This window comes from Rhodospirillaceae bacterium (assembly GCA_028819475.1).
Taxonomy (GTDB): Bacteria; Pseudomonadota; Alphaproteobacteria; order Bin65; family Bin65; genus Bin65.
This window is the reverse complement of the sequence record JAPPLJ010000005.1, coordinates 26,354-43,320: the sequence shown is the minus strand read 5'-3', so window position 1 is coordinate 43,320 and position 16,967 is coordinate 26,354. Positions and strand designations below refer to the sequence as shown.

Sequence of the window (16,967 nt, the reverse complement as noted above, 5' to 3'; positions counted from 1 at the left end):
CAATGTCATGCCGCCGCCGGGACGCCCGCTGCCTTCAGTGCCGCTTCCTGGCGTGCGGCGAGCGCGTCGACGTCGAAATCGTCGATCATGCCGTGGAACAGCCGGTGCCAGTTCACCTCGGCGCGCAGGCGCATGAACACCGAGCCGAGGCCGATGGCGGCGCGGTCCATCAGCACGAATTCGCGCGGCGGCTTCACGCCGCCGACCCGTTTCAGCTCCTCATGCACCTTGCCGACGGTCCGCGCGCCGTATTGCACGCTGTTGTCCTGCTGGATCGACTGGACCTTGTCCTCCATCAGCGGCTCGTAGAGGAAGCGCGCCCAGATGTTCAGGATGTCGATGGTCTCGCGGTCCAGGCCGATGAAGCCCCAGGTCTCGTAGGCGTGGACCGCCAGCTCCTCGTCGTCATCCTTCAGCGCGTTGTAGAGGTCGATCACGCCCTTCACGAAGGGCGGCGAGAAGACCCGGATGCAGCCGAAGTCCAGCAGGTTGATCGAGTTATCGTCCCGCGCCGCATAGTTCCCCAGATGCGGATCGCCGTGGATGACGCCGAAATCGTAAAAGGGCACATACCAGGCGCGGAACATGGTGCGCGCCAGCGCGTTGCGGGCCTCGACCGGCGCGTCCTCGAACGCCGTCAGCTTGCGCCCGTCGAGCCAGCCCATGGTGAGCAGCCGGCGGGTCGACAGGTCCGGAACGACCGGCGGGACGCGGATATCCGCCTCGTCCTTCAGCATGTGCCGGTAGAGCGCCATATGCGCGGCCTCGCGCTCGTAGTCGAGCTCTTCGAGCAGGCGGGCGGAAAGCTCCTTGTGGATATTGGCGGTGTCGATCGCGCTGTCGTAGCGGGCGTAGAGGCCGAAGATCACCCGCAACTGCCGCAGGTCCGCGGCGACGACGGAGGCCATGTCCGGATATTGCAGCTTGCAGGCGACGGGCGTGCCGTCCTCCAGGGTCGCCCGGTGGACCTGGCCCAGCGAGGCGGCGGCCGCGGCCTTGCGCTCGAAACTGCCGAACCGGCTCCGCCAGTCCGGGCCCAGCTCGGTCGCCATGCGGCGGCGCACGAAGGGCCAGCCCATCGCCGGCGCGTCGCTCTGCAGCTGCGCCAGTTCGCGCGCGTATTCACGCGGCAGCGCGTCCGGCACCGTCGACAGGAGCTGCGCCACCTTCATCAGCGGTCCCTTGAGGCCGCCCAGCGCGGCGCGCAATTCCGCGGCGTGGCGCTCGCGGTCGACCGTGACGCCGAGATAGCGCTCGCCGGCCACCCGCGCCGCCAGCCCGCCGACGGCACGGCCCGCCTTGACGTAGCGGCGGACCCGCCCGCCGAGATTGCCGGTTTCGCTCATGCCGGAAAAATGGGGGCCGCCGCCGGTGCGGCAACCCCCGGATTGCTGCGAGCGGGGAGCGTGCGGCGCGAAGGCCGCGGCGATGTCCGCAACCGTGGGTCGCGGCGGGCTCGCGCCGGTCCCGCTACGGCCGTCGGCCGTGTGCCTTCGGGCGGTTTTGCGCCGCTATTCGGGCCGATTCAGTTGTCCGCCTGCGTTGGCTTCGCCGCCGCGTGGGCGCGAACCAGCGCCTCGATCAGCGCGAACTCGTCATCGGCCCGCGCGTATTCCTCCCGGAATTCAGGATCCTCCATAAAGCGCTTTTTGAGGTCGCTCAGCTTCGTCATGGCGTCATCCGCTTCATCCGCTCCCTGGCCTCAGATCCCGTGATAATCCCGGAACCAGGCGACGAATCGGGGGATGCCCTCGGCGATGGTCGTCTTCGGGCTGAACCCCAGGTCCCGTATGCTGGTGTCGATGTCGGCGCAGGTCTCTTTCACGTCGCCCGGCTGCATGGGTTGCATGTCGAGGATCGCCTTGCGGCCGCACGCCTTCTCGATCTCGCCGATGAAGTCCATCAGGGCTTCCGGCCGGTTGTTGCCGAGATTGTAGAGCCGGTGCGGCGGCGCGCCGTTTTCCGCCGTCCCGTCTTCAGTCCCCCCCTCTGTCCCGGGCGTCCGGTCCAGCGCAGCCAGCGTGCCGGCGACGATATCGTCGATGAAGGTAAAGTCCCGCCGCATGTCGCCGTGGTTGAAGACCGGGATGGGCTCGCCGATCAGGATCGCCCTGGCGAAAATATACGCCGACATGTCCGGCCGGCCCCAGGGGCCGTACACGGTGAAATAGCGCAGGCCGGTCTGCGGCAGGCCGTAGAGATGGGCGTAGCACCAACTCATCAACTCCGCGGACCGCTTGGTCGCGGCATAGAGCGAAATCGGCCGGTCGACCCGGTCCCCGGCCGCAAAGGGCAGCTTCGTATTGCCGCCGTAGACCGAGGACGAGCTGGCATAGGTCAGGTGCCGGATGCCGCCGTGATGGCGGACCGCCTCCAGGATTGCCAACTGGCCGCGGACGTTGGTTTCCAGGTAGGCGCCGGGGTTCTCCAGCGAATAGCGGACGCCGGCCTGCGCCGCTAGATGCAGGACGGCGGAACCGTCCGGAAGGCCGTTCACGGTCCGTGCGACCGCGTCCGCGTCCGCGACGTCGATCTTCTCGAACCGGAACCGGTCGTGGTCCGCCAGCCGGGCCAGCCGGGCCTTCTTCAGCGCGGGATCGTAATAGGCGTTCAGATTGTCGATCCCGACGACCGTATCCCCGCGCGCCAATAGGGCGGCGGCGCAACTCATGCCGATAAACCCGGCGACGCCGGTAATCAGGACGGTCATGGCGGAGCGGTTTCCGGAGGCCGAAACGCGCCGCAGGATAGCCGGCTGCCGTCCTCCCGCCAGCGCCAAATGCGCCGCACGGTGCGGCCGGAGCGTCAGTGCCGCCGCGCGCACCGGGTGCGGACAGACGGACCGCCGCAATGTATATGCTGTCCGGAGAAATCCCCGATCGCCGTGCGGGCTTCCCGGGCCGGGAGGGTTGCGAACCGCCGTTTGGAACATCGGGAACGGAATACCGGAATGACCGCGAAACACCCGAACATCGTCCTGATCATGACCGACAACCAGCCTGCGGATGCCGTTGGCTGCTACGGCAACGATGAACTGCATACGCCGAACCTAGACGCCCTGGCGTCGGACGGCCTCCGGTTCGACAACGCCTATTGCCCCAATGCGATGTGCTCGCCGTCGCGCGCGTCGCTTTGGACCGGCCGGATGCCGTGCCAGCACGGCGTCGCGACCTGGCTCGACGACCGGTTGATGCACACCTGGCCGGAGGGCTGGAGCGCCGTCGAGGAATTCCCGACCTTGCCGGGAATTCTGAAAGAGGCCGGCTACGCGACGGCGATGATCGGAAAGTATCATCTCGGCAGGCCCGACAGGCCGCAAATCGGAATCGATCACTGGATCGCAATGGCCCGGGGCCACACGTTCAGCTTTTACGGCAACGAAATGCTGTTCGGCGGCGGATCGGGCAGCGAGGGCGGCTCCGCCATCTTCGATGGACATTCGGTCGATTTCTTTACCGACAGGGCCGTGGACTATATCGAGAGCCGCGGGAACGGGAACGGCCGGCCCTTCTTTCTGATGCTGCCCTACAACGGCCCTTACGGCCACTGGCCGTCGATCAAGGGGCCCGCGGAGAACGAGTTTTGGGCGCTTTACAAGGACGCGCCCATGACATCGGTTCCGAGGGAGGGGCTCTGCAAGCAGGCGATAGAGATTTACAATTTGACCACGACCCATCTGCTCAAGGGGCAAAAGGGGCCGGATTTCAGCTCGCTCCTGCAGCTTCCGAACGATCTGACATCGCTGCGGAATTATTATTCCCAGGTCACGCTGATCGACGACCGGGTCGGCCGGGTCATGGACGCGCTGGAAGCGAACGGCTTCGGCGACGACACCCTGGTGATCTTCACCGCCGATCACGGCTTCTCCCTGGGTCATCACGGTTTCTGGGGTCACGGCCAGGCGACGTGGCCGTCGAACGGGTTCCGGATCGCCTACAATATCCCGCTGATCCTGTGGGGCACCGGCATCGCGGGCGGGCGCATCAGCGGCCGGCATGTCAGCGGCGTCGACGTTTTCGCGACCCTCCTGGATATGCTCGGGCTTTGGGAGGACCGGTTCAGGGCCGGCGTGCCGTCGCGCAGTTTCGCCCCCGTTATGGCGGGAGAGGACATCGACTGGACCGACGAGGTGTTCCTGGAGCAGGAGGAAACCCGGGTCATCCGAACGCCGGAATGGTCGTATTTCAAAAGGTTCGACGGCAGCAGGGCCTATCCGCTCGAGAACGAACTCTACGATTTGAGCGGCGATCCGGACGAGCGCAACAATGTGGCCGGGCAGGCCGGGTACGGTCCGGTCGAACGCGAACTCGGCGCGAGGATCGACGCCTTCTTCAACGAGTTCGCCGACCCGGAACGCGACCTCTGGAACGGCGGCGCGCCGAAATCGAACACATCCCGCCCCTGGCTCTGGAAGGACGCCTGGGGCGAAGAGTGGCAACCGGTTATCTGACGGCGAAACCCTGAAATTCGCCGGATAACGTCACGTTAGCGGGAGAGTCGCGGCCGTGTGCGGCCATGGATGACGCTGCTCGATTTCAAACGCCGCCGATTTCCCTTTCCGCCCGCTACTGGCTTTCCCGCCGCCAGCCGAACAGCATCGGCAGCAGGGCCAGCAGGAGGGCGAGGAAACCGGCCAGCAGCGGGATCTCGCGGATGCCGGTGACGACATAGTCGTCGTTCCGCCGCAGGCCGATCCAGCGCCCGGAAACGCCGCCCGCGCCGCTGACGCGCCGCTTCGGCGCCACGCGGCGGATGTCCGGCACGCCGGTTTCCGCAAGCCAGACGATGCTGCCGCCGCGCGCCAGGACGGTGCGGCGCGCGTGGCGGTCGGACGTGCGGACGTCCGACATCTCGCGCGGATTGAGCGAGCCGATGGCGACCATCGTGTTGAGCTTGCCGTCGGCAACCCGGTACAGGCCGGGCGTCTCGACCGGGATCGAGCCGGTCGCCGTGCCGTCGCCGCGGTCCTTCAGCCGCGCCGAAAGGGTCCGGCCGCCGGGCGTCGTGACCCGCGCCGCCCGGTTGACCGGCTTCAGGCTGCGGCGCAGCACTTCGAGGCGGCGTTCGCGGATCCGGGCGAGGAGATATTCCTCCTCCAGTTCAGGCTCTTTCATCAGCCAGTGGGAAACGCGGCGCAGCATCTCCGACTGCGGGCCGCCGCCTTCGAAGCCGCGGTCCCACAGCCAGGCCTGGTCCGACAGCAGCTGGGCCACGCGCCCCTTGCCGGCCCGGTCGAGAATAAGCAGCGGCCGGTCGTCGAGTCCGCTCAACAGGATATGGCCGCGCTGCCCGTCTGCGTCGATCTGGCGGAACCAGCGGCCCCAGGGCTCGGGGCCGACGCCGGCGCCCGACAGCCGGGACGTCACCGGATGGCGTTTGCCCTGGTCCGTCCGCTTGGCGCGAAAGCCGCGCCGGTAGACTTCCCCGGTCGGCCGGCCCGGCAGCAACGGGCCGATCGCCGTGTGCGCCAGGCTGAGCGGCCCGGCATAGGCCGGCCCGGCGGCCACCATCAGCGCGCCGCCCTGCCTGACGTAATCGGCGATATTCTGCAGGAAATGGGCGCGGATGACGCCGCGCCTGCGGTAGCGATCGAAGATGATCAGGTGAAACTGGTCGAGCTTTTCCTGGAACAGTTCGCGCACCGGAAACGAAATCAGCGCAAGCTCGTTCACCGGGGTCATGTCCCGCTTTTCCGGCGGGCGCAGGATCGTGAAATGGACCAGGTCGACGCCCGGATCCGATTTCAGGATGTTGCGCCAGGCGCGCTGGCCCGGGTGCGGTTCGCCCGATATCAGCAAGACGCGCAACCGGTCGCGGATGCCGTTGATCGTCACGACCTTGCGGTTGTTCTCCATGGTCAGTTCGCTGCGGCCGGGGCCCACTTCCAGCTCGAAAAAGGTCTGGCCGCGGTGGTCGAGCAGGATTTCCACGGGCACGCTGACGTTCGGCTCGACGGTGATCTGCCGCCATGGCCTGGCATCGCGCTTGATCCGGATAACGGCGTTCCCGCCGGGTTGGGCCGCATTGTCGTCCAGCCGGATCGTCATGGTCAGCGGTTTGCCGAGCAGGCCGTAGGACGGCGCCGATTCGACGACCAGTCTCCGGTCGCGCTCGTTCTTCCTGCCGGTCAGGAGGAAATGGACCGGCCCGCCGCCGGGCCCGCCGCTGGTCCCGCCGCTGGGGTTGCTGCCGGCGTCGGGCGCGTCGTGGATCTGTCCGTCGGTAATCGCGACGATGCCGGCCAGGCGCTTGCGCGGCACTTCGGCGAGCGCGCGCTCGAGCGGCCCGAACAGCAGGGTGCCGTCGTCCCTGCGGTCGAGCCCGACCCGGACGGTCCTGACCTCCAGATTGTCCAGCCCGCGCAGTTGCTCCCGGACCGCCGCCAGGGCTTGCGCGTTCAGTTGGAGGCGCGGTTCGAGGCGCTGGCTGGGCGATTCGTCCACGACGACCACCGCGATATCCGGGAGCGGTTCGCGCATTTCGTCGACCAGCGAAGGATTCGCCAGAATCGCCCAGATCAGGGCCGCCGCCAGGGCCCGGTACAGAATTCCCCGCGCTCTCCTGTAAATCCCGAACAGAAGCAGGGCGGCGGCGGCGCCGGCGAGCGCCGCCAGCAGCCACCAGGGCACCAGCGGCGCAAAGGCGATGCTGGTTCCGGCGCCGATCATTTCTGCGCCCGGATCATTGGCCGAGCCGGCGGAGGATCGTCGGGATGTGCACCTGGTCCGACTTGTAGTTGCCGGTCAGGGCATGCATCACGATGTTGACGCCGACCCGGTAGGCCAGTTCGCGCTGATATTCGCCGCCGGGATGCACCGGAAACATCGGCCGCCCGGCACGGTCGACCGCCCATGCGGTCGCCCAGTCGTTGGCGCCGACGATCACCGGCGAGACGCCGTCCTTCGCCGTCTGGTCCCGCTGTGCGACCCAGACCGGCGCGCCCGTCCGCCGGCCCGGGAAGCGCTGCAGCAGATAGTAGGACCGCGTCAGCACATGGTCGGGCGGCGTGCGCTGCAAGGCGGGAATTTTCAGGCCGGCGACCAGCTTGCTCAGGGCGTCGCTCTGAAATCCGTTGCGGATCCGGATGTCGAAAACGATCATCCCGCCGTTCACGAGGAAGGTGTGGACGCGGGCGTTGCCTTTCCGGCCCGGCGCGGCCTGGCCTGTCGTGACCGGCCAGTAGAGCAGCGGATAGAAGGCGAGCGTATCCACGTTCACGTCCACGGCGTGCGGCGGGCCGGGCTCCACGGACGTGCGGGACGCCAGAATGTTTCCCAGCCCGATCAGGCCGCGGCGGCTGACCAGATCGGCCTCCCGGTCTCCGGTCCTGACATAGGCGAAGACGATTTCGCGGGTCGCGCGGATCGCTTCTTCTTCCGGATCCGCGGCCTGGGCCAGCGCTTGCTGCGGCGCCAGCAGGGCGCCGGCGGGCACGGCGAGCAACAACAGGGCGGCCGCTGCCGCTGCGGCGCGGCGCGGCACGAGCCCGCGCATCAGGAAAGCGATCGCCAGATCGAGCAGGAACAGCGCGAGCGCCGCCACAAGGAGCCACGGCCGCAGATCGATCTCGCGCGCTTTCTCATACGCCAGTCGCGTAATGCCCGCCGGAAGCGCTGCCAGCGGCTCCAGCCCCCGCACCGCGGACGACAGGTTGAGGCTCCGCCGGTTGGCCGGGGCGCCGTAGAGGCCCGGCGGATGCGCCGGCCCGACAACCGCCCGGTGCAGTTGCGCCGTCTCGAGCGGCCGGACCCACTCCTGCGGTTCGCCGAGACGGCCGAACCCGTCCAGCACCCGGAAGGGCGCCAGCGTCGCCCGGTGGGTTCCGGCTTCGGCGACGCCGCGGCCCAGCGCCACCGTCCGCCGCAGCATTTCGACGAAGAGGCCGGACAGCGGCAGGCTCGACCAGCCGGGGTTGGCCATCGTGTGGAACAGCACCAGCAGGCCCTTGCCGCGCGGCTCCGCGGTGACCAGGGGCGTGCCGTCGCGAAGCCGCGCCCAGGTCTTGCGCTCGAGGTCGATACCGGGTTCGGCGAGCACCTGCCGCTTCACGGTGGCGTCGCCGGGAATCGCCAGGCCGGCAAACGGGCTCTCGGCACCGAAGGGCGACAGGCCGAGCGGCTGCGCCCAGGTCATGGCGCCGCCGAACGACCGGTTGCCGCCGCGCAGGCGCACCGGGACCAGCGCGTCCGGATTCCGGGCCAGGGCGGGGCCGGCAAAGCGGACCAGCAGGCCGCCGGCCTCGATCCAGCCGGCGAGCCGGGTGCGCGCCTGCCGGGTCAGGGTCGCCCGGTCGTGCAGGACGATGACCGAGAGCGGCCGCTGGAGCAGCTGGGAGACCGGACCCTTGCGGATTTCGCTGAACGGCGAAAGCGCCCGCTCGATGTAATACAGGTCCGACATCAGCGGCTGGCTGTCGTTGAGCCGCGCCGGCGCGATCAGGCCGACCGGCCGGCGCCGCAGGCGTTCGTCGAGCAGCAGGGTCGCGCCTGCGCTGCGATGCCGCTCGACCGAGACCCGCGCCAGCCGGTTGCGCAGTTCGGACGGCAGCGAGAGCGCAACCTCGACCTTTGTTTCGCGGGCTTCAAACGTCACGGTCCGCCGGCCGATGCCGCGGCCGTTGTCGTCGGTCAGCGAAAGGTCGTAGCCGGCCGGCCGGCCGGCGGCTGCGCGTTCCAGGGCCAGGACGATCCGGGTGCCCACGAGGCGCGCCGGGTGAAGCAGGAGCGGCAGGTCGCTCGCGCCGTCGCTCAGCGCCTCGACGCGCCCGATCGTCTTCAGCGCAGCGGCGAAGGCCTCCGCATCCCGGTGCATCAGCCCGTCCGTCAGCCAGACGACGTTGGCATTGCGCACCCGCTTGGCGAGTTCTTCCAGCGCCCGCGCCGCCGCGGCGTGATCCGCCGGCCAGGGCTGCGGGCTCATGGCCTGGAAGACCGCCCGGGCATCGGCCGGCCGCATCAGGTTGGACGCGCGCACGGTTTCGTCCGGCATCCGCCGCGCCGTCGCGACCAGAACGACCTTCCGGTCCTGGCGGGCCGCGCTGTCCAGCAGTTCCGCAACCCTGTTCCGGCGGGCCTGCCAGTTCGGCGCCGCGCTCCAGCCGTTGTCGATCGCGATGACCAGCGGGCCGTCCTGCTCGAACCCCTTCTGCGGATTCATCAGCGGATGGGCGAGGCCGACGATGAGCAGCAGCACGACCAGAATGCGCAGCAGAAGGAGCCACCAGGGCGTGCGCGCCGGTGTATCTTCCTTCTCCCGGAGGCGCAGGAGCAGGCGGATCGCCGGGAAGCGCACCAGTTTCGGCGCCGGCGGCGTCACGCGCAGCAGCCACCACAGGATCGGCAGTCCGGCCGCCGCCGCCAGCACCCAGGGCGCCGCGAAGGCGAAGGCCCCGAGCGTCAGCATGTCCGGTTCTCCGGCCCACTCATTCCGGCCCCCGTCATTCGGCGGCCGCCATGCGCACATAGAGCGCCAGCAGCGTACGCTCCGGCGCCCGGTCGGTCATGTGGACGGTGAAGGACCAGCCGATGCTGCGGGCGATGTCGCGCAGGCCGGCCTGATGCTCGGTCATCCGGTCGATATACTCGCTGCGGACGTTCTCGACGCGCTTGATCAGGATGCGGCCCTCGTCCTCCAGACCTTCGAAGCGCGTCCGGCCGCCGAACGGCAGGTCGGCCTCCGCCGGGTCGAGCACCTGCACGACGTGCCCGCCGATCCGGTTGCCGGCGAACTGGCGCAACCGCCGGTCGATGTCTTCCAGCGGGCTCAGGAAGTCGCCGAACAGGACCAGATGGCTGTAGCGCGGCAGGTTTTCGAAGTGCGGCAGATCCAGCGACTGCCGCTCCAGTGCGTCGCCGAGCAGGTTGAACGCCATGCGGTCCAGCGCAACGCTGCTGGCGGACGGGCGTTCGTCGATGCCGAGCAGGCCGATCCGTTCGCCGGCCCGGGTGAGCAGGGACGCCAGCGCCAGAAGCATCAGGTCCGCCCGGTCGCGCTTTTCCGGCAGGCCGCGCGCCGAGGACCAGCGCATCGACGCGGAGGCGTCGCGCCACAGCCAGACGCTCTGCGCCGCCGCCCATTCGGTCTCGCGGACGTAGAGACGGTCCGATTTGGCCGACTGGCGCCAGTCGATGCTGCGCACGGAATCGCCGGTCTCGTAACGCCGGAACTGCCAGAAAGTTTCGCCCAGCCCGACCCGCCTGCGGCCGTGGACGCCCTGGTCGACGGTAGCGGCGACGCGGTGCGCCGCCATCAGCAGCGGCGGCAGCCGGCTCGCGCTGGTCTCGGCCTGGCGCCGGACGGCAAATCGGGGAGCGGGGCCTGCCATCGGTCCGGTCTGCGGCTAACGCAGGGGATCGCACATCTGCCCGATCACGTGTTCGACCGTGATTCCGTCGGCCCGCGCCGCGAAATTGAGCGCCATGCGGTGCCGCAGCACCGGCGGGGCGAGCGCGACGACATCGTCGACCGACGGCGCCAGCCGTCCGTGCATGACGGCGCGGGCGCGGCAGGCCAGCATCAGCGCCTGGCTGGCGCGCGGGCCGGGCGCCCAGGCGACATGCTCCGTCACGGCGTCGAGATCGGTCGATTCCGGCCGGCCCCGGCGCGTCAGGCTCAGGATCGCCTCGAGCACGCTTTCGCCGACCGGAATCTGGCGGATCAGGCGCTGGGCCTTGCGCAACGCTTCCGGCGCGATGACCGGGACGGGCTTTTCCTCGGTCACGCCGGTCGTCGCCAGGAGCATCTGCCGTTCGGACGCCAGCTCCGGATAGCCGACATCGACCTGCAGCAGGAAACGGTCGAGCTGCGCCTCCGGCAGCGGATAGGTGCCTTCCTGTTCCAGCGGGTTCTGGGTGGCGAGGACGTGGAACGGCTCGGGCAGGGCGTGGTATTTCCCGGCGATCGAAACCCGGTGCTCCTGCATCGCCTGCAAAAGCGCCGACTGGGTCCGCGGGCTCGCCCGGTTGATTTCGTCGGCCATCAGCAGCTGGCAGAAAACCGGCCCTTCGATGAACCGGAACGCGCGCCGGCCGCCTTCCTGCTCTTCCAGCACTTCGGAACCCAGGATATCGGCCGGCATCAGGTCGGGCGTACACTGGATGCGGTTGGTCTCGAGGCCCAGCACGGTCGACAGGGTCTCGACCAGCTTGGTCTTGGCCAGGCCCGGCACGCCGATGAGCAGGACGTGTCCGCCGGACAGCAGCGTCACCAGCGTCTGTTCGACCACGTCCCGCTGGCCGAAAATTATGCGTTCGATGCCGTCGCGGACCCGGGTGAGCGTTTCGCCCAGCTGTTCCAGTTCGGCCACGGCCTTGTCAGGCGCTTCGCCGGTCACAAGATTTGCGGTGTTGTCGGCCGGCGCCATCGCAACTGAATCGGCGGCGGTATCGGCGGCGGAATGGCTAGTCAACGACAATCTCCGATAGTGGCGGGAGCAGCCGAATGGCCGGGAAAGGGCCGGAAAAACCGACCGGCGCCGACCGCCGGAAGTTCCAGGCCATGGTGCGCGATCTGCACATGCGGATCGGGTTCGACGGAACGTGGTACTATCATAACTCGCCGATCCGCAGGTTGCCGCTGGTAAAACTGTTTGCAACCGTGTTGCAACGGGACGATGCCGGGGAATATTGGCTCATAACGCCGGTCGAGAAGGGCCGCATCGAAGTTGAGGACGTTCCGTTCGTGGCGGTCGAGATGACGGTCGAGGGCGAAGGACGCGACAGGAGCGTGACGCTGCGCACCAATATTGACGAGAATGTGGTTGTCGGAACCGGGCATCCGCTGCGCTTCGATCGCGATCCGGCGACCGGCGAGCCGCGGCCCTATGTTCGCGTCCGCCGCGGGCTGGAGGCCCGGCTGTCCCGGCCGGTCTACTACGAGCTTGTCGACCTCGGCGAGGAAACGCCGGCGGATGCAGCCAGCGGCGGCGCGGATTTAGGCGGCGCGGACTTCGGTGTCTGGGCCGGCGGCCGGTTCTGGCCGATCGGCAGCCTCGAAGGGACGGCGGCATGAACCGGCCGTTCATCGCCGGAGTGCTCGCCGGCTCGCTGCCGCGGCTGCGCGATCCGCTGGATCCGGCGGCTGCGGTCGCGCGCCGCCGGTCGCGCCTGCGCGGCGACCATATCGTCGACGCCCGGGTGCGCATCCCGGCCGAATTGCGCAACGCGGCGGTCCTCGTGCCGCTGGTCGATCATCCCGGCGGTATCCGCGTCCTGCTGACCCGGCGGACCGACGACCTGCCGCATCACGCCGGGCAGGTCGCCTTTCCCGGCGGGCGGCTGGACGATACGGACCGGGATCCGGTTCACACGGCGCTGCGCGAAGCGGAAGAGGAAATCGGCCTGCCGCCCTGCGCGGTCGACGTGGTCGGCCGGCTCGACGATTACATCACCGGCACGGGCTATGTCGTGGCGCCGATCGTCGGCTTCGTCGAACCGGGCGCGGACTATGTCCCCGATCCTTCCGAGGTCGACGACGTATTCGAGGTTCCGCTGGGTTTCTTCATGGACCCGGCAAACCACAAGCGGGAAACCAAGCGGTGGAAAGAGATCGAGCGGACCTTCTACGCCATGCACTGGAACGGCCGGTATATCTGGGGCGCGACGGCGGCCATGCTGGTCAATCTCTACGAAGTTCTCACACGCAAAGCGGCGGCATAGGACGCCTGGAGCCATGGTGCGCACGATCATCCAGCAACTGGCGATCTTCCTCGTCCCGCTGATCCTTTATTTCATCTATTTCCAGATCGAGCGGCGGCGCGCCCGGAAGAAGGGCCTCCCGGGCCCGCGCTGGGAAGACAGCCCGTGGTTCTGGATCGTCCTGTCCGGACTGGTGCTGACCGTGGCGGCCTTCATCCTGTTCGCCGTGCTGAAGGACGCCAATCCGCTCAACCCGGTCATCCCGCCCACCGGGCCGCAGACCTGAGGCCGGCATCCCGGCCATGTCGGCGGCACAGGATAGCGGGGCGGGCGCAACCGACCGCCGTATAAGCGCTGGCTGGATGACCGGCCCAGAGGTAGCGCCGGTCATAGCGGCGCTGGTCGAAGGCGGCGTCGACGTCCGCTTCGTCGGCGGCTGCGTGCGCGATGCGCTGCTCGGCCGGGCGGTGGACGACATCGATATCGGCGTTCCCCTGCCGCCGGATGAAGCGGTGGGGCGGCTCGAAGCGGCGGGACTGAAGGTCGTGCCGACCGGCATCGCCCACGGCACGGTGACCGCCGTTTCGGCCGGTACGGGCTTCGAGGTCACCTCCCTGCGCCGGGATGTCGAGACCGACGGGCGGCGCGCGGCCATCGCGTTCACCGCCGACTGGCGCGAGGATGCGCTGCGCCGCGACTTTACGATCAACGCGCTGTCCCTGCGCCCGGACGGAGCGGTGTTCGACTATTTCGGCGGCCTCGCCGATCTCGACGCACCCTGCATCCGTTTCGTCGGCGATCCGAACGAGCGCATCCGGGAGGACCATCTGCGCATCCTGCGCTTCTACCGCTTCGCCGCGCGCTTCGGCATCGCGGCGGGCGATCCGGCGAGCCGGGCGGCCTGTACCGCCGAGGCCGGGCGCATCGAGACCCTGTCGCGCGAGCGGGTCGGCCAGGAATTTCTCAAGACGCTCGCCGCGCCGCGTGCCGGAGAAGCGGTCGAGGCCATGGCGTCCGACGGCATTCTGGCGGCCGTCGCCGATACGGCCTGGAGCCCGTCCCGATTCCGGCGGCTGGCGGTGCTGGAATCGGCGCTGGACCTGCCGGCCGATCCGGTCCGGCGGCTCGCCGCCCTGGTCGGCGACTCCGGACGGGCGGATGCGGTCGGCCGGTCGCTGCGCCTGTCCCGCAAGCGGGGAGACCGGCTGCTCGCCATCCTCCAGCTTGCGCCAGACGCAGCACCGGACCCGGACGTTGCGGCTGAAGACGCAGCGCAGCGCCCCAAACGGCTCAAGGCGGTGCGCGCCGCCTTCTACCGGCACGGCGCGGAAAACTGGCGCGATGCGTCGCTGCTCGCGGCGGCGTCGCAGGATGCCGCCGATACCGCGCCGCTGCACGATCTGGTCCGGGTCGCCGCCGGCTGGGAACGGCCGGTCCTGCCGGTGCGGGGCGCCGACCTGGCCGCCCGCGGCATCGCCGGGCCGGCGGTCGGCAAGGGACTGAAATTCGTTGAGCGCTGGTGGATCGCCCAGGATTTCCGGCCCGGCCGCGAGGCCGCGCTCGAAAAGCTCGAAGAAGCGATCGCCCTGGTGCGCGGCATGGGGGACGAGCGGCGTTGACCGTAGCGGTGCGACCGGCATGGGGCGCTCTGCGCCAGCCGGTACGCCGGGCAGACGGTCAATCGGGCCAATCGGCGTCGCGCACGAAGTCGGCGTGCCACGTCAGTTCCGCCGCGAGCCTCTGTCCGGGAAAGCGGATGAGCACGACCTGAAGGCCGGAAACCCGGGCCAGTTTCATCGCGGGAAGGCAGTCGGTATCCCCGGTAATCAGTATGATGCGGTCAACGGTTTTTCCGGCGGCATGGGCGGCGATATCCAGGCCGAGCCGCATATCGACGCCCTTTTGCTCGAAGCGCGGTTTGAAATCGCTGTCCGAGAGCGGCTGCGAGGCGTCGGGTCGCTTCAGGACGAAGCCCCGGAATTTCAGCGTGCCAAGCCGCACGGCGAACTGCGGCTTGGCCGCGAGTTCCTTCAACCAGGCGTCCGATCCTCTGAATTCGGCCGGTCTGCCGGAGACCGGCAAAGGCGGGCTGCCCCGGTAGGGCGCGCAATCGTAGTAGAGATTGCGCAACAGGCTCTCATCGGGTGCGATGCAGGCGCGCGCGATTTTCCCGATATGATCGGGATCGTGAGCGCGGCCCGCCTGCCGGGCCAGAACCCGGAGATGTCCGCCGTCGATAAAGATCGCCGCTTTCAGAGAAAGAACCCCCTGCGGGCTGTGCCGCGGAGGGTCCTGCAACATGCCCGCCTACGGGCGTAGCGGATATTGGACGCCGCACATAGGCGCAGCTGGAGGCTGTGTCAACCGGCCCGCCGCCCCGGCCGCGGCTGTGGGACTATGGGGAGAAACCCGCGCTACGGCCAGCGGACCTCCGGCGGCAGGGACATCAGGATGGCCTCGACGTTGCCGCCGGTCATCAGGCCGAACTTTGTGCCCCGGTCGTACAACAGGTTGAATTCGACATAGCGGCCGCGGCGGACCAGCTGACGCTCGCGCTCGGCCGCGGTCCAGGTCTCGCCCAGGTGCCGGCGCACGATCGCCGGGTAGACCTCAAGCAGGGCCTCGCCGACCGCCCTGGTGAAGGCGAACGTGTCGTCCCAGCCGTCGTTGAGCCGGTCGTAGAAGATGCCGCCGACGCCGCGCGCCTCGTTGCGGTGCGGCAGGAAGAAATAGCGGTCGCACCAGTCCTTGAACCGCCCGTAATAGTCCGGGTCGTGGGCATCGCAGGCCGCCTTCATTGCGCCGTGGAAGGTCGCCGTATCGGCCTCGTCCGGGGCCGCCGGCGTCAGGTCCGCCCCGCCGCCGAACCAGCTTTCGGTCGTCACGATATGGCGCGTGTTCATGTGAACGGCCGGTATTTTCGGCGAGCGCATATGGGCAACGAGGCTGATCCCGCTGGCCCAGAAGCGCGGGTCCTCCGAGGCGCCGGGGATCTGGCCCCGGAACTCTTCGGAGAATTCTCCGTAGACGGTCGAGACGTTGACGCCGACCTTCTCGAACACCCGGCCGCGCATCAGGGACATCACGCCGCCGCCGCCGTCGCTGCCGGAGTCGGAACCGGCCGCACCGTCGCCCATCCCCCCGCGAGTCCAGGCCGTGCGTTCGAACCGGCCGGCCGGACCGCCGCCGGCCAGCGTCAGCGGCGCGCCCGCCAGTTCGTCCTCCAGGGTTTCGAAGGCCGTGCAGAAGCGGTCGCGCAGGGCCTCGAACCACTGCTGCGCGTCGTTCTTCCGGGCTTCGGTGCCGGCTACGGTATCCATGATCTTCCGGTCTGCCTCTATCGAAGATTCCGCCATCGGCCGCCGAAATCGAATCCGCCGGCTCCGCTGCCGACTCCGGGGCAGGCGCCGGGCCGGATGGCGGCGCCGGCGTTCCGCGGTTCATCCGGCCGGTGGGGGACCGGTCTCACAAGGCCCTTCCTGCATGGCGCGCCGGAGGCGCTCCGGCGGCGGATTTTCCCCCGTGCGCCGGCCAGAATCGGGCTGCCCGGATGTCTCTGCGTCGCGGTGTCACATTTCGCGTGCGAAAAGCCGGGCCATACCTTGGACCGCGCTGCAAATCCGCTTTGAATGCAGCATAACTATCGGATTTTATTTGTTTTTTCGTGCGCGCTAATGACGTGGGGAGCGGATGGCGAACAGCGCCAGTCCTGACGGTGCCGGCGCGGCCGGCGCACATGAGGAGGGTGCCGGCCGGCGGGACTTTCTGTTCCTGGCTGGCGGCGCTTTCGGTGCGTTCGCCACGGGTGCTTCGCTGTGGCCGCTGCTCGACAGTCTGAACCCGGCCCGGGATACGCTGGCCGCCTCGACCACCGAAGTGGATCTGGCACCGATCGAACAGGGCCAGGCGATCACGGTGAAGTGGCGCGGCTCGCCGGTCTTCATCCGCCGCCGGACCGAGAAGGAAATCGCCGAAGCCAGGGCCGTCAGCCCGGACGACCTGCCCGACCCGCAGACCGACGAGCAGCGCTTCGGCAGCGGCGCCCGCGAGCAGTGGCTGGTCGTCGTCGGCGTATGCACGCATCTGGGCTGCATTCCGCTCGGCCAGAAAGGAACCGATAACAAGGGCGAATACGGCGGCTGGTTCTGCCCTTGCCACGGTTCGCACTACGACATTTCCGGCCGTATCCGCAAAGGGCCCGCGCCGCGCAATCTGCCGGTGCCGCCCTACACCATCACGGCCGAGAACAAACTGATCATCGGCAAGGAGCAGCCGGACGGCGGGCAGGGCGGCAAGACCGCCTGACGCCGAAGCATGTTCCGGGCGAAACAT

The 16,967-nt window shown here is 68.8% G+C and carries 15 protein-coding genes; 6 read left to right on the top strand and 9 right to left on the bottom strand.

The genetic code is table 11. The features are described 5' to 3' along the window. Positions 1-5: 5 nt before the first annotated feature. The 3 genes from OXM58_01490 to OXM58_01480 form a co-directional block, all read right to left on the bottom strand. Positions 6-1,346, bottom strand: coding sequence for an AarF/ABC1/UbiB kinase family protein (locus OXM58_01490; GenBank protein ID MDE0147020.1), 1,341 nt, complete (start codon positions 1,344-1,346; stop codon positions 6-8). Positions 1,347-1,525: 179 nt separating this feature from the next. Beyond that, on the bottom strand, positions 1,526-1,672 hold the full coding sequence (locus OXM58_01485) for a hypothetical protein (protein ID MDE0147019.1): 147 nt from the start codon (positions 1,670-1,672) through the stop codon (positions 1,526-1,528). A 30-nt stretch (positions 1,673-1,702) separates the two neighbouring features. Next, positions 1,703-2,710, bottom strand: a complete 1,008-nt coding sequence (locus tag OXM58_01480; GenBank protein MDE0147018.1) for an NAD-dependent epimerase/dehydratase family protein — start codon at positions 2,708-2,710, stop codon at positions 1,703-1,705. A 240-nt stretch (positions 2,711-2,950) separates the two neighbouring features. On the opposite strand from OXM58_01480, the gene OXM58_01475 reads away from it, so the two are divergent. Continuing rightward, positions 2,951-4,450 (top strand): sulfatase-like hydrolase/transferase, encoded by a 1,500-nt coding sequence (locus tag OXM58_01475; protein MDE0147017.1) that lies wholly within the window; start codon positions 2,951-2,953, stop codon positions 4,448-4,450. Positions 4,451-4,565: 115 nt separating this feature from the next. Here the strand turns inward: OXM58_01475 and OXM58_01470 are convergent, their stop codons facing one another. The 4 genes from OXM58_01470 to OXM58_01455 are packed head-to-tail and all read right to left on the bottom strand — an operon-like array spanning position 4,566 to position 11,362. Beyond that, positions 4,566-6,668, bottom strand: coding sequence for a hypothetical protein (locus OXM58_01470; GenBank protein ID MDE0147016.1), 2,103 nt, complete (start codon positions 6,666-6,668; stop codon positions 4,566-4,568). Positions 6,669-6,681: 13 nt separating this feature from the next. Beyond that, on the bottom strand, positions 6,682-9,402 hold the full coding sequence (locus tag OXM58_01465; protein MDE0147015.1) for a DUF4159 domain-containing protein: 2,721 nt from the start codon (positions 9,400-9,402) through the stop codon (positions 6,682-6,684). Positions 9,403-9,436: 34 nt separating this feature from the next. Continuing rightward, positions 9,437-10,324: a DUF58 domain-containing protein gene (locus OXM58_01460; GenBank protein MDE0147014.1), complete on the bottom strand. Its 888-nt coding sequence runs from the start codon at positions 10,322-10,324 to the stop codon at positions 9,437-9,439. Positions 10,325-10,339: 15 nt separating this feature from the next. Then, on the bottom strand, positions 10,340-11,362 hold the full coding sequence (locus tag OXM58_01455; GenBank protein MDE0147013.1) for a MoxR family ATPase: 1,023 nt from the start codon (positions 11,360-11,362) through the stop codon (positions 10,340-10,342). Positions 11,363-11,439: 77 nt separating this feature from the next. Here OXM58_01455 and OXM58_01450 point away from each other — a divergent pair, with 77 nt between their 5' ends. The 4 genes from OXM58_01450 (at position 11,440) to OXM58_01435 (ending at position 14,254) form a co-directional block, all read left to right on the top strand. Further along, positions 11,440-12,009 carry a DUF1285 domain-containing protein gene (locus OXM58_01450; protein ID MDE0147012.1) on the top strand — a complete coding sequence of 190 codons (570 nt, stop codon included), beginning with the start codon at positions 11,440-11,442 and terminating at the stop codon, positions 12,007-12,009. Continuing rightward, positions 12,006-12,656, top strand: a complete 651-nt coding sequence (locus tag OXM58_01445; GenBank protein ID MDE0147011.1) for a CoA pyrophosphatase — start codon at positions 12,006-12,008, stop codon at positions 12,654-12,656. The genes OXM58_01450 and OXM58_01445 overlap by 4 nt, the downstream gene beginning before the upstream one ends. A gap of 13 nt (positions 12,657-12,669) precedes the next feature. Further along, positions 12,670-12,921, top strand: coding sequence for a DUF6111 family protein (locus OXM58_01440; GenBank protein MDE0147010.1), 252 nt, complete (start codon positions 12,670-12,672; stop codon positions 12,919-12,921). Positions 12,922-12,997: 76 nt separating this feature from the next. Further along, positions 12,998-14,254, top strand: a complete 1,257-nt coding sequence (locus OXM58_01435) for a CCA tRNA nucleotidyltransferase (protein ID MDE0147009.1) — start codon at positions 12,998-13,000, stop codon at positions 14,252-14,254. 58 nt (positions 14,255-14,312) lie between these two features. Here OXM58_01435 and OXM58_01430 read toward each other — a convergent pair whose 3' ends face one another. Next, positions 14,313-14,936: an NYN domain-containing protein gene (locus OXM58_01430; protein MDE0147008.1), complete on the bottom strand. Its 624-nt coding sequence runs from the start codon at positions 14,934-14,936 to the stop codon at positions 14,313-14,315. Positions 14,937-15,049: 113 nt separating this feature from the next. After that, positions 15,050-15,955: an oxygen-dependent coproporphyrinogen oxidase gene (hemF, locus tag OXM58_01425; protein MDE0147007.1), complete on the bottom strand. Its 906-nt coding sequence runs from the start codon at positions 15,953-15,955 to the stop codon at positions 15,050-15,052. A 370-nt stretch (positions 15,956-16,325) separates the two neighbouring features. On the opposite strand from hemF, the gene petA reads away from it, so the two are divergent. Next, complete coding sequence (petA, locus tag OXM58_01420) at positions 16,326-16,940, top strand: ubiquinol-cytochrome c reductase iron-sulfur subunit (GenBank protein MDE0147006.1); 615 nt, start codon at positions 16,326-16,328, stop codon at positions 16,938-16,940. Positions 16,941-16,967 lie beyond the last annotated feature (27 nt).

What these genes read in the sequence shown, in the direction of transcription:
- hemF (MDE0147007.1), bottom strand. Translation starts at nt 15,955, where the DNA reads ATGGATACCGTAGCCGGCACCGAAGCCCGGAAGAACGACGCGCAGCAG.
- OXM58_01485 (MDE0147019.1), bottom strand. Translation starts at nt 1,672, where the DNA reads ATGACGAAGCTGAGCGACCTCAAAAAGCGCTTTATGGAGGATCCTGAA.
- OXM58_01430 (MDE0147008.1), bottom strand. Translation starts at nt 14,936, where the DNA reads ATGTTGCAGGACCCTCCGCGGCACAGCCCGCAGGGGGTTCTTTCTCTG.
- OXM58_01450 (MDE0147012.1), top strand. Translation starts at nt 11,440, where the DNA reads ATGGCCGGGAAAGGGCCGGAAAAACCGACCGGCGCCGACCGCCGGAAG.
- OXM58_01470 (MDE0147016.1), bottom strand. Translation starts at nt 6,668, where the DNA reads ATGATCGGCGCCGGAACCAGCATCGCCTTTGCGCCGCTGGTGCCCTGG.
- OXM58_01475 (MDE0147017.1), top strand. Translation starts at nt 2,951, where the DNA reads ATGACCGCGAAACACCCGAACATCGTCCTGATCATGACCGACAACCAG.
- petA (MDE0147006.1), top strand. Translation starts at nt 16,326, where the DNA reads ATGGCGAACAGCGCCAGTCCTGACGGTGCCGGCGCGGCCGGCGCACAT.
- OXM58_01490 (MDE0147020.1), bottom strand. Translation starts at nt 1,346, where the DNA reads ATGAGCGAAACCGGCAATCTCGGCGGGCGGGTCCGCCGCTACGTCAAG.
- OXM58_01455 (MDE0147013.1), bottom strand. Translation starts at nt 11,362, where the DNA reads ATGGCGCCGGCCGACAACACCGCAAATCTTGTGACCGGCGAAGCGCCT.
- OXM58_01435 (MDE0147009.1), top strand. Translation starts at nt 12,998, where the DNA reads ATGACCGGCCCAGAGGTAGCGCCGGTCATAGCGGCGCTGGTCGAAGGC.
- OXM58_01445 (MDE0147011.1), top strand. Translation starts at nt 12,006, where the DNA reads ATGAACCGGCCGTTCATCGCCGGAGTGCTCGCCGGCTCGCTGCCGCGG.
- OXM58_01440 (MDE0147010.1), top strand. Translation starts at nt 12,670, where the DNA reads ATGGTGCGCACGATCATCCAGCAACTGGCGATCTTCCTCGTCCCGCTG.
- OXM58_01460 (MDE0147014.1), bottom strand. Translation starts at nt 10,324, where the DNA reads ATGGCAGGCCCCGCTCCCCGATTTGCCGTCCGGCGCCAGGCCGAGACC.
- OXM58_01480 (MDE0147018.1), bottom strand. Translation starts at nt 2,710, where the DNA reads ATGACCGTCCTGATTACCGGCGTCGCCGGGTTTATCGGCATGAGTTGC.
- OXM58_01465 (MDE0147015.1), bottom strand. Translation starts at nt 9,402, where the DNA reads ATGCTGACGCTCGGGGCCTTCGCCTTCGCGGCGCCCTGGGTGCTGGCG.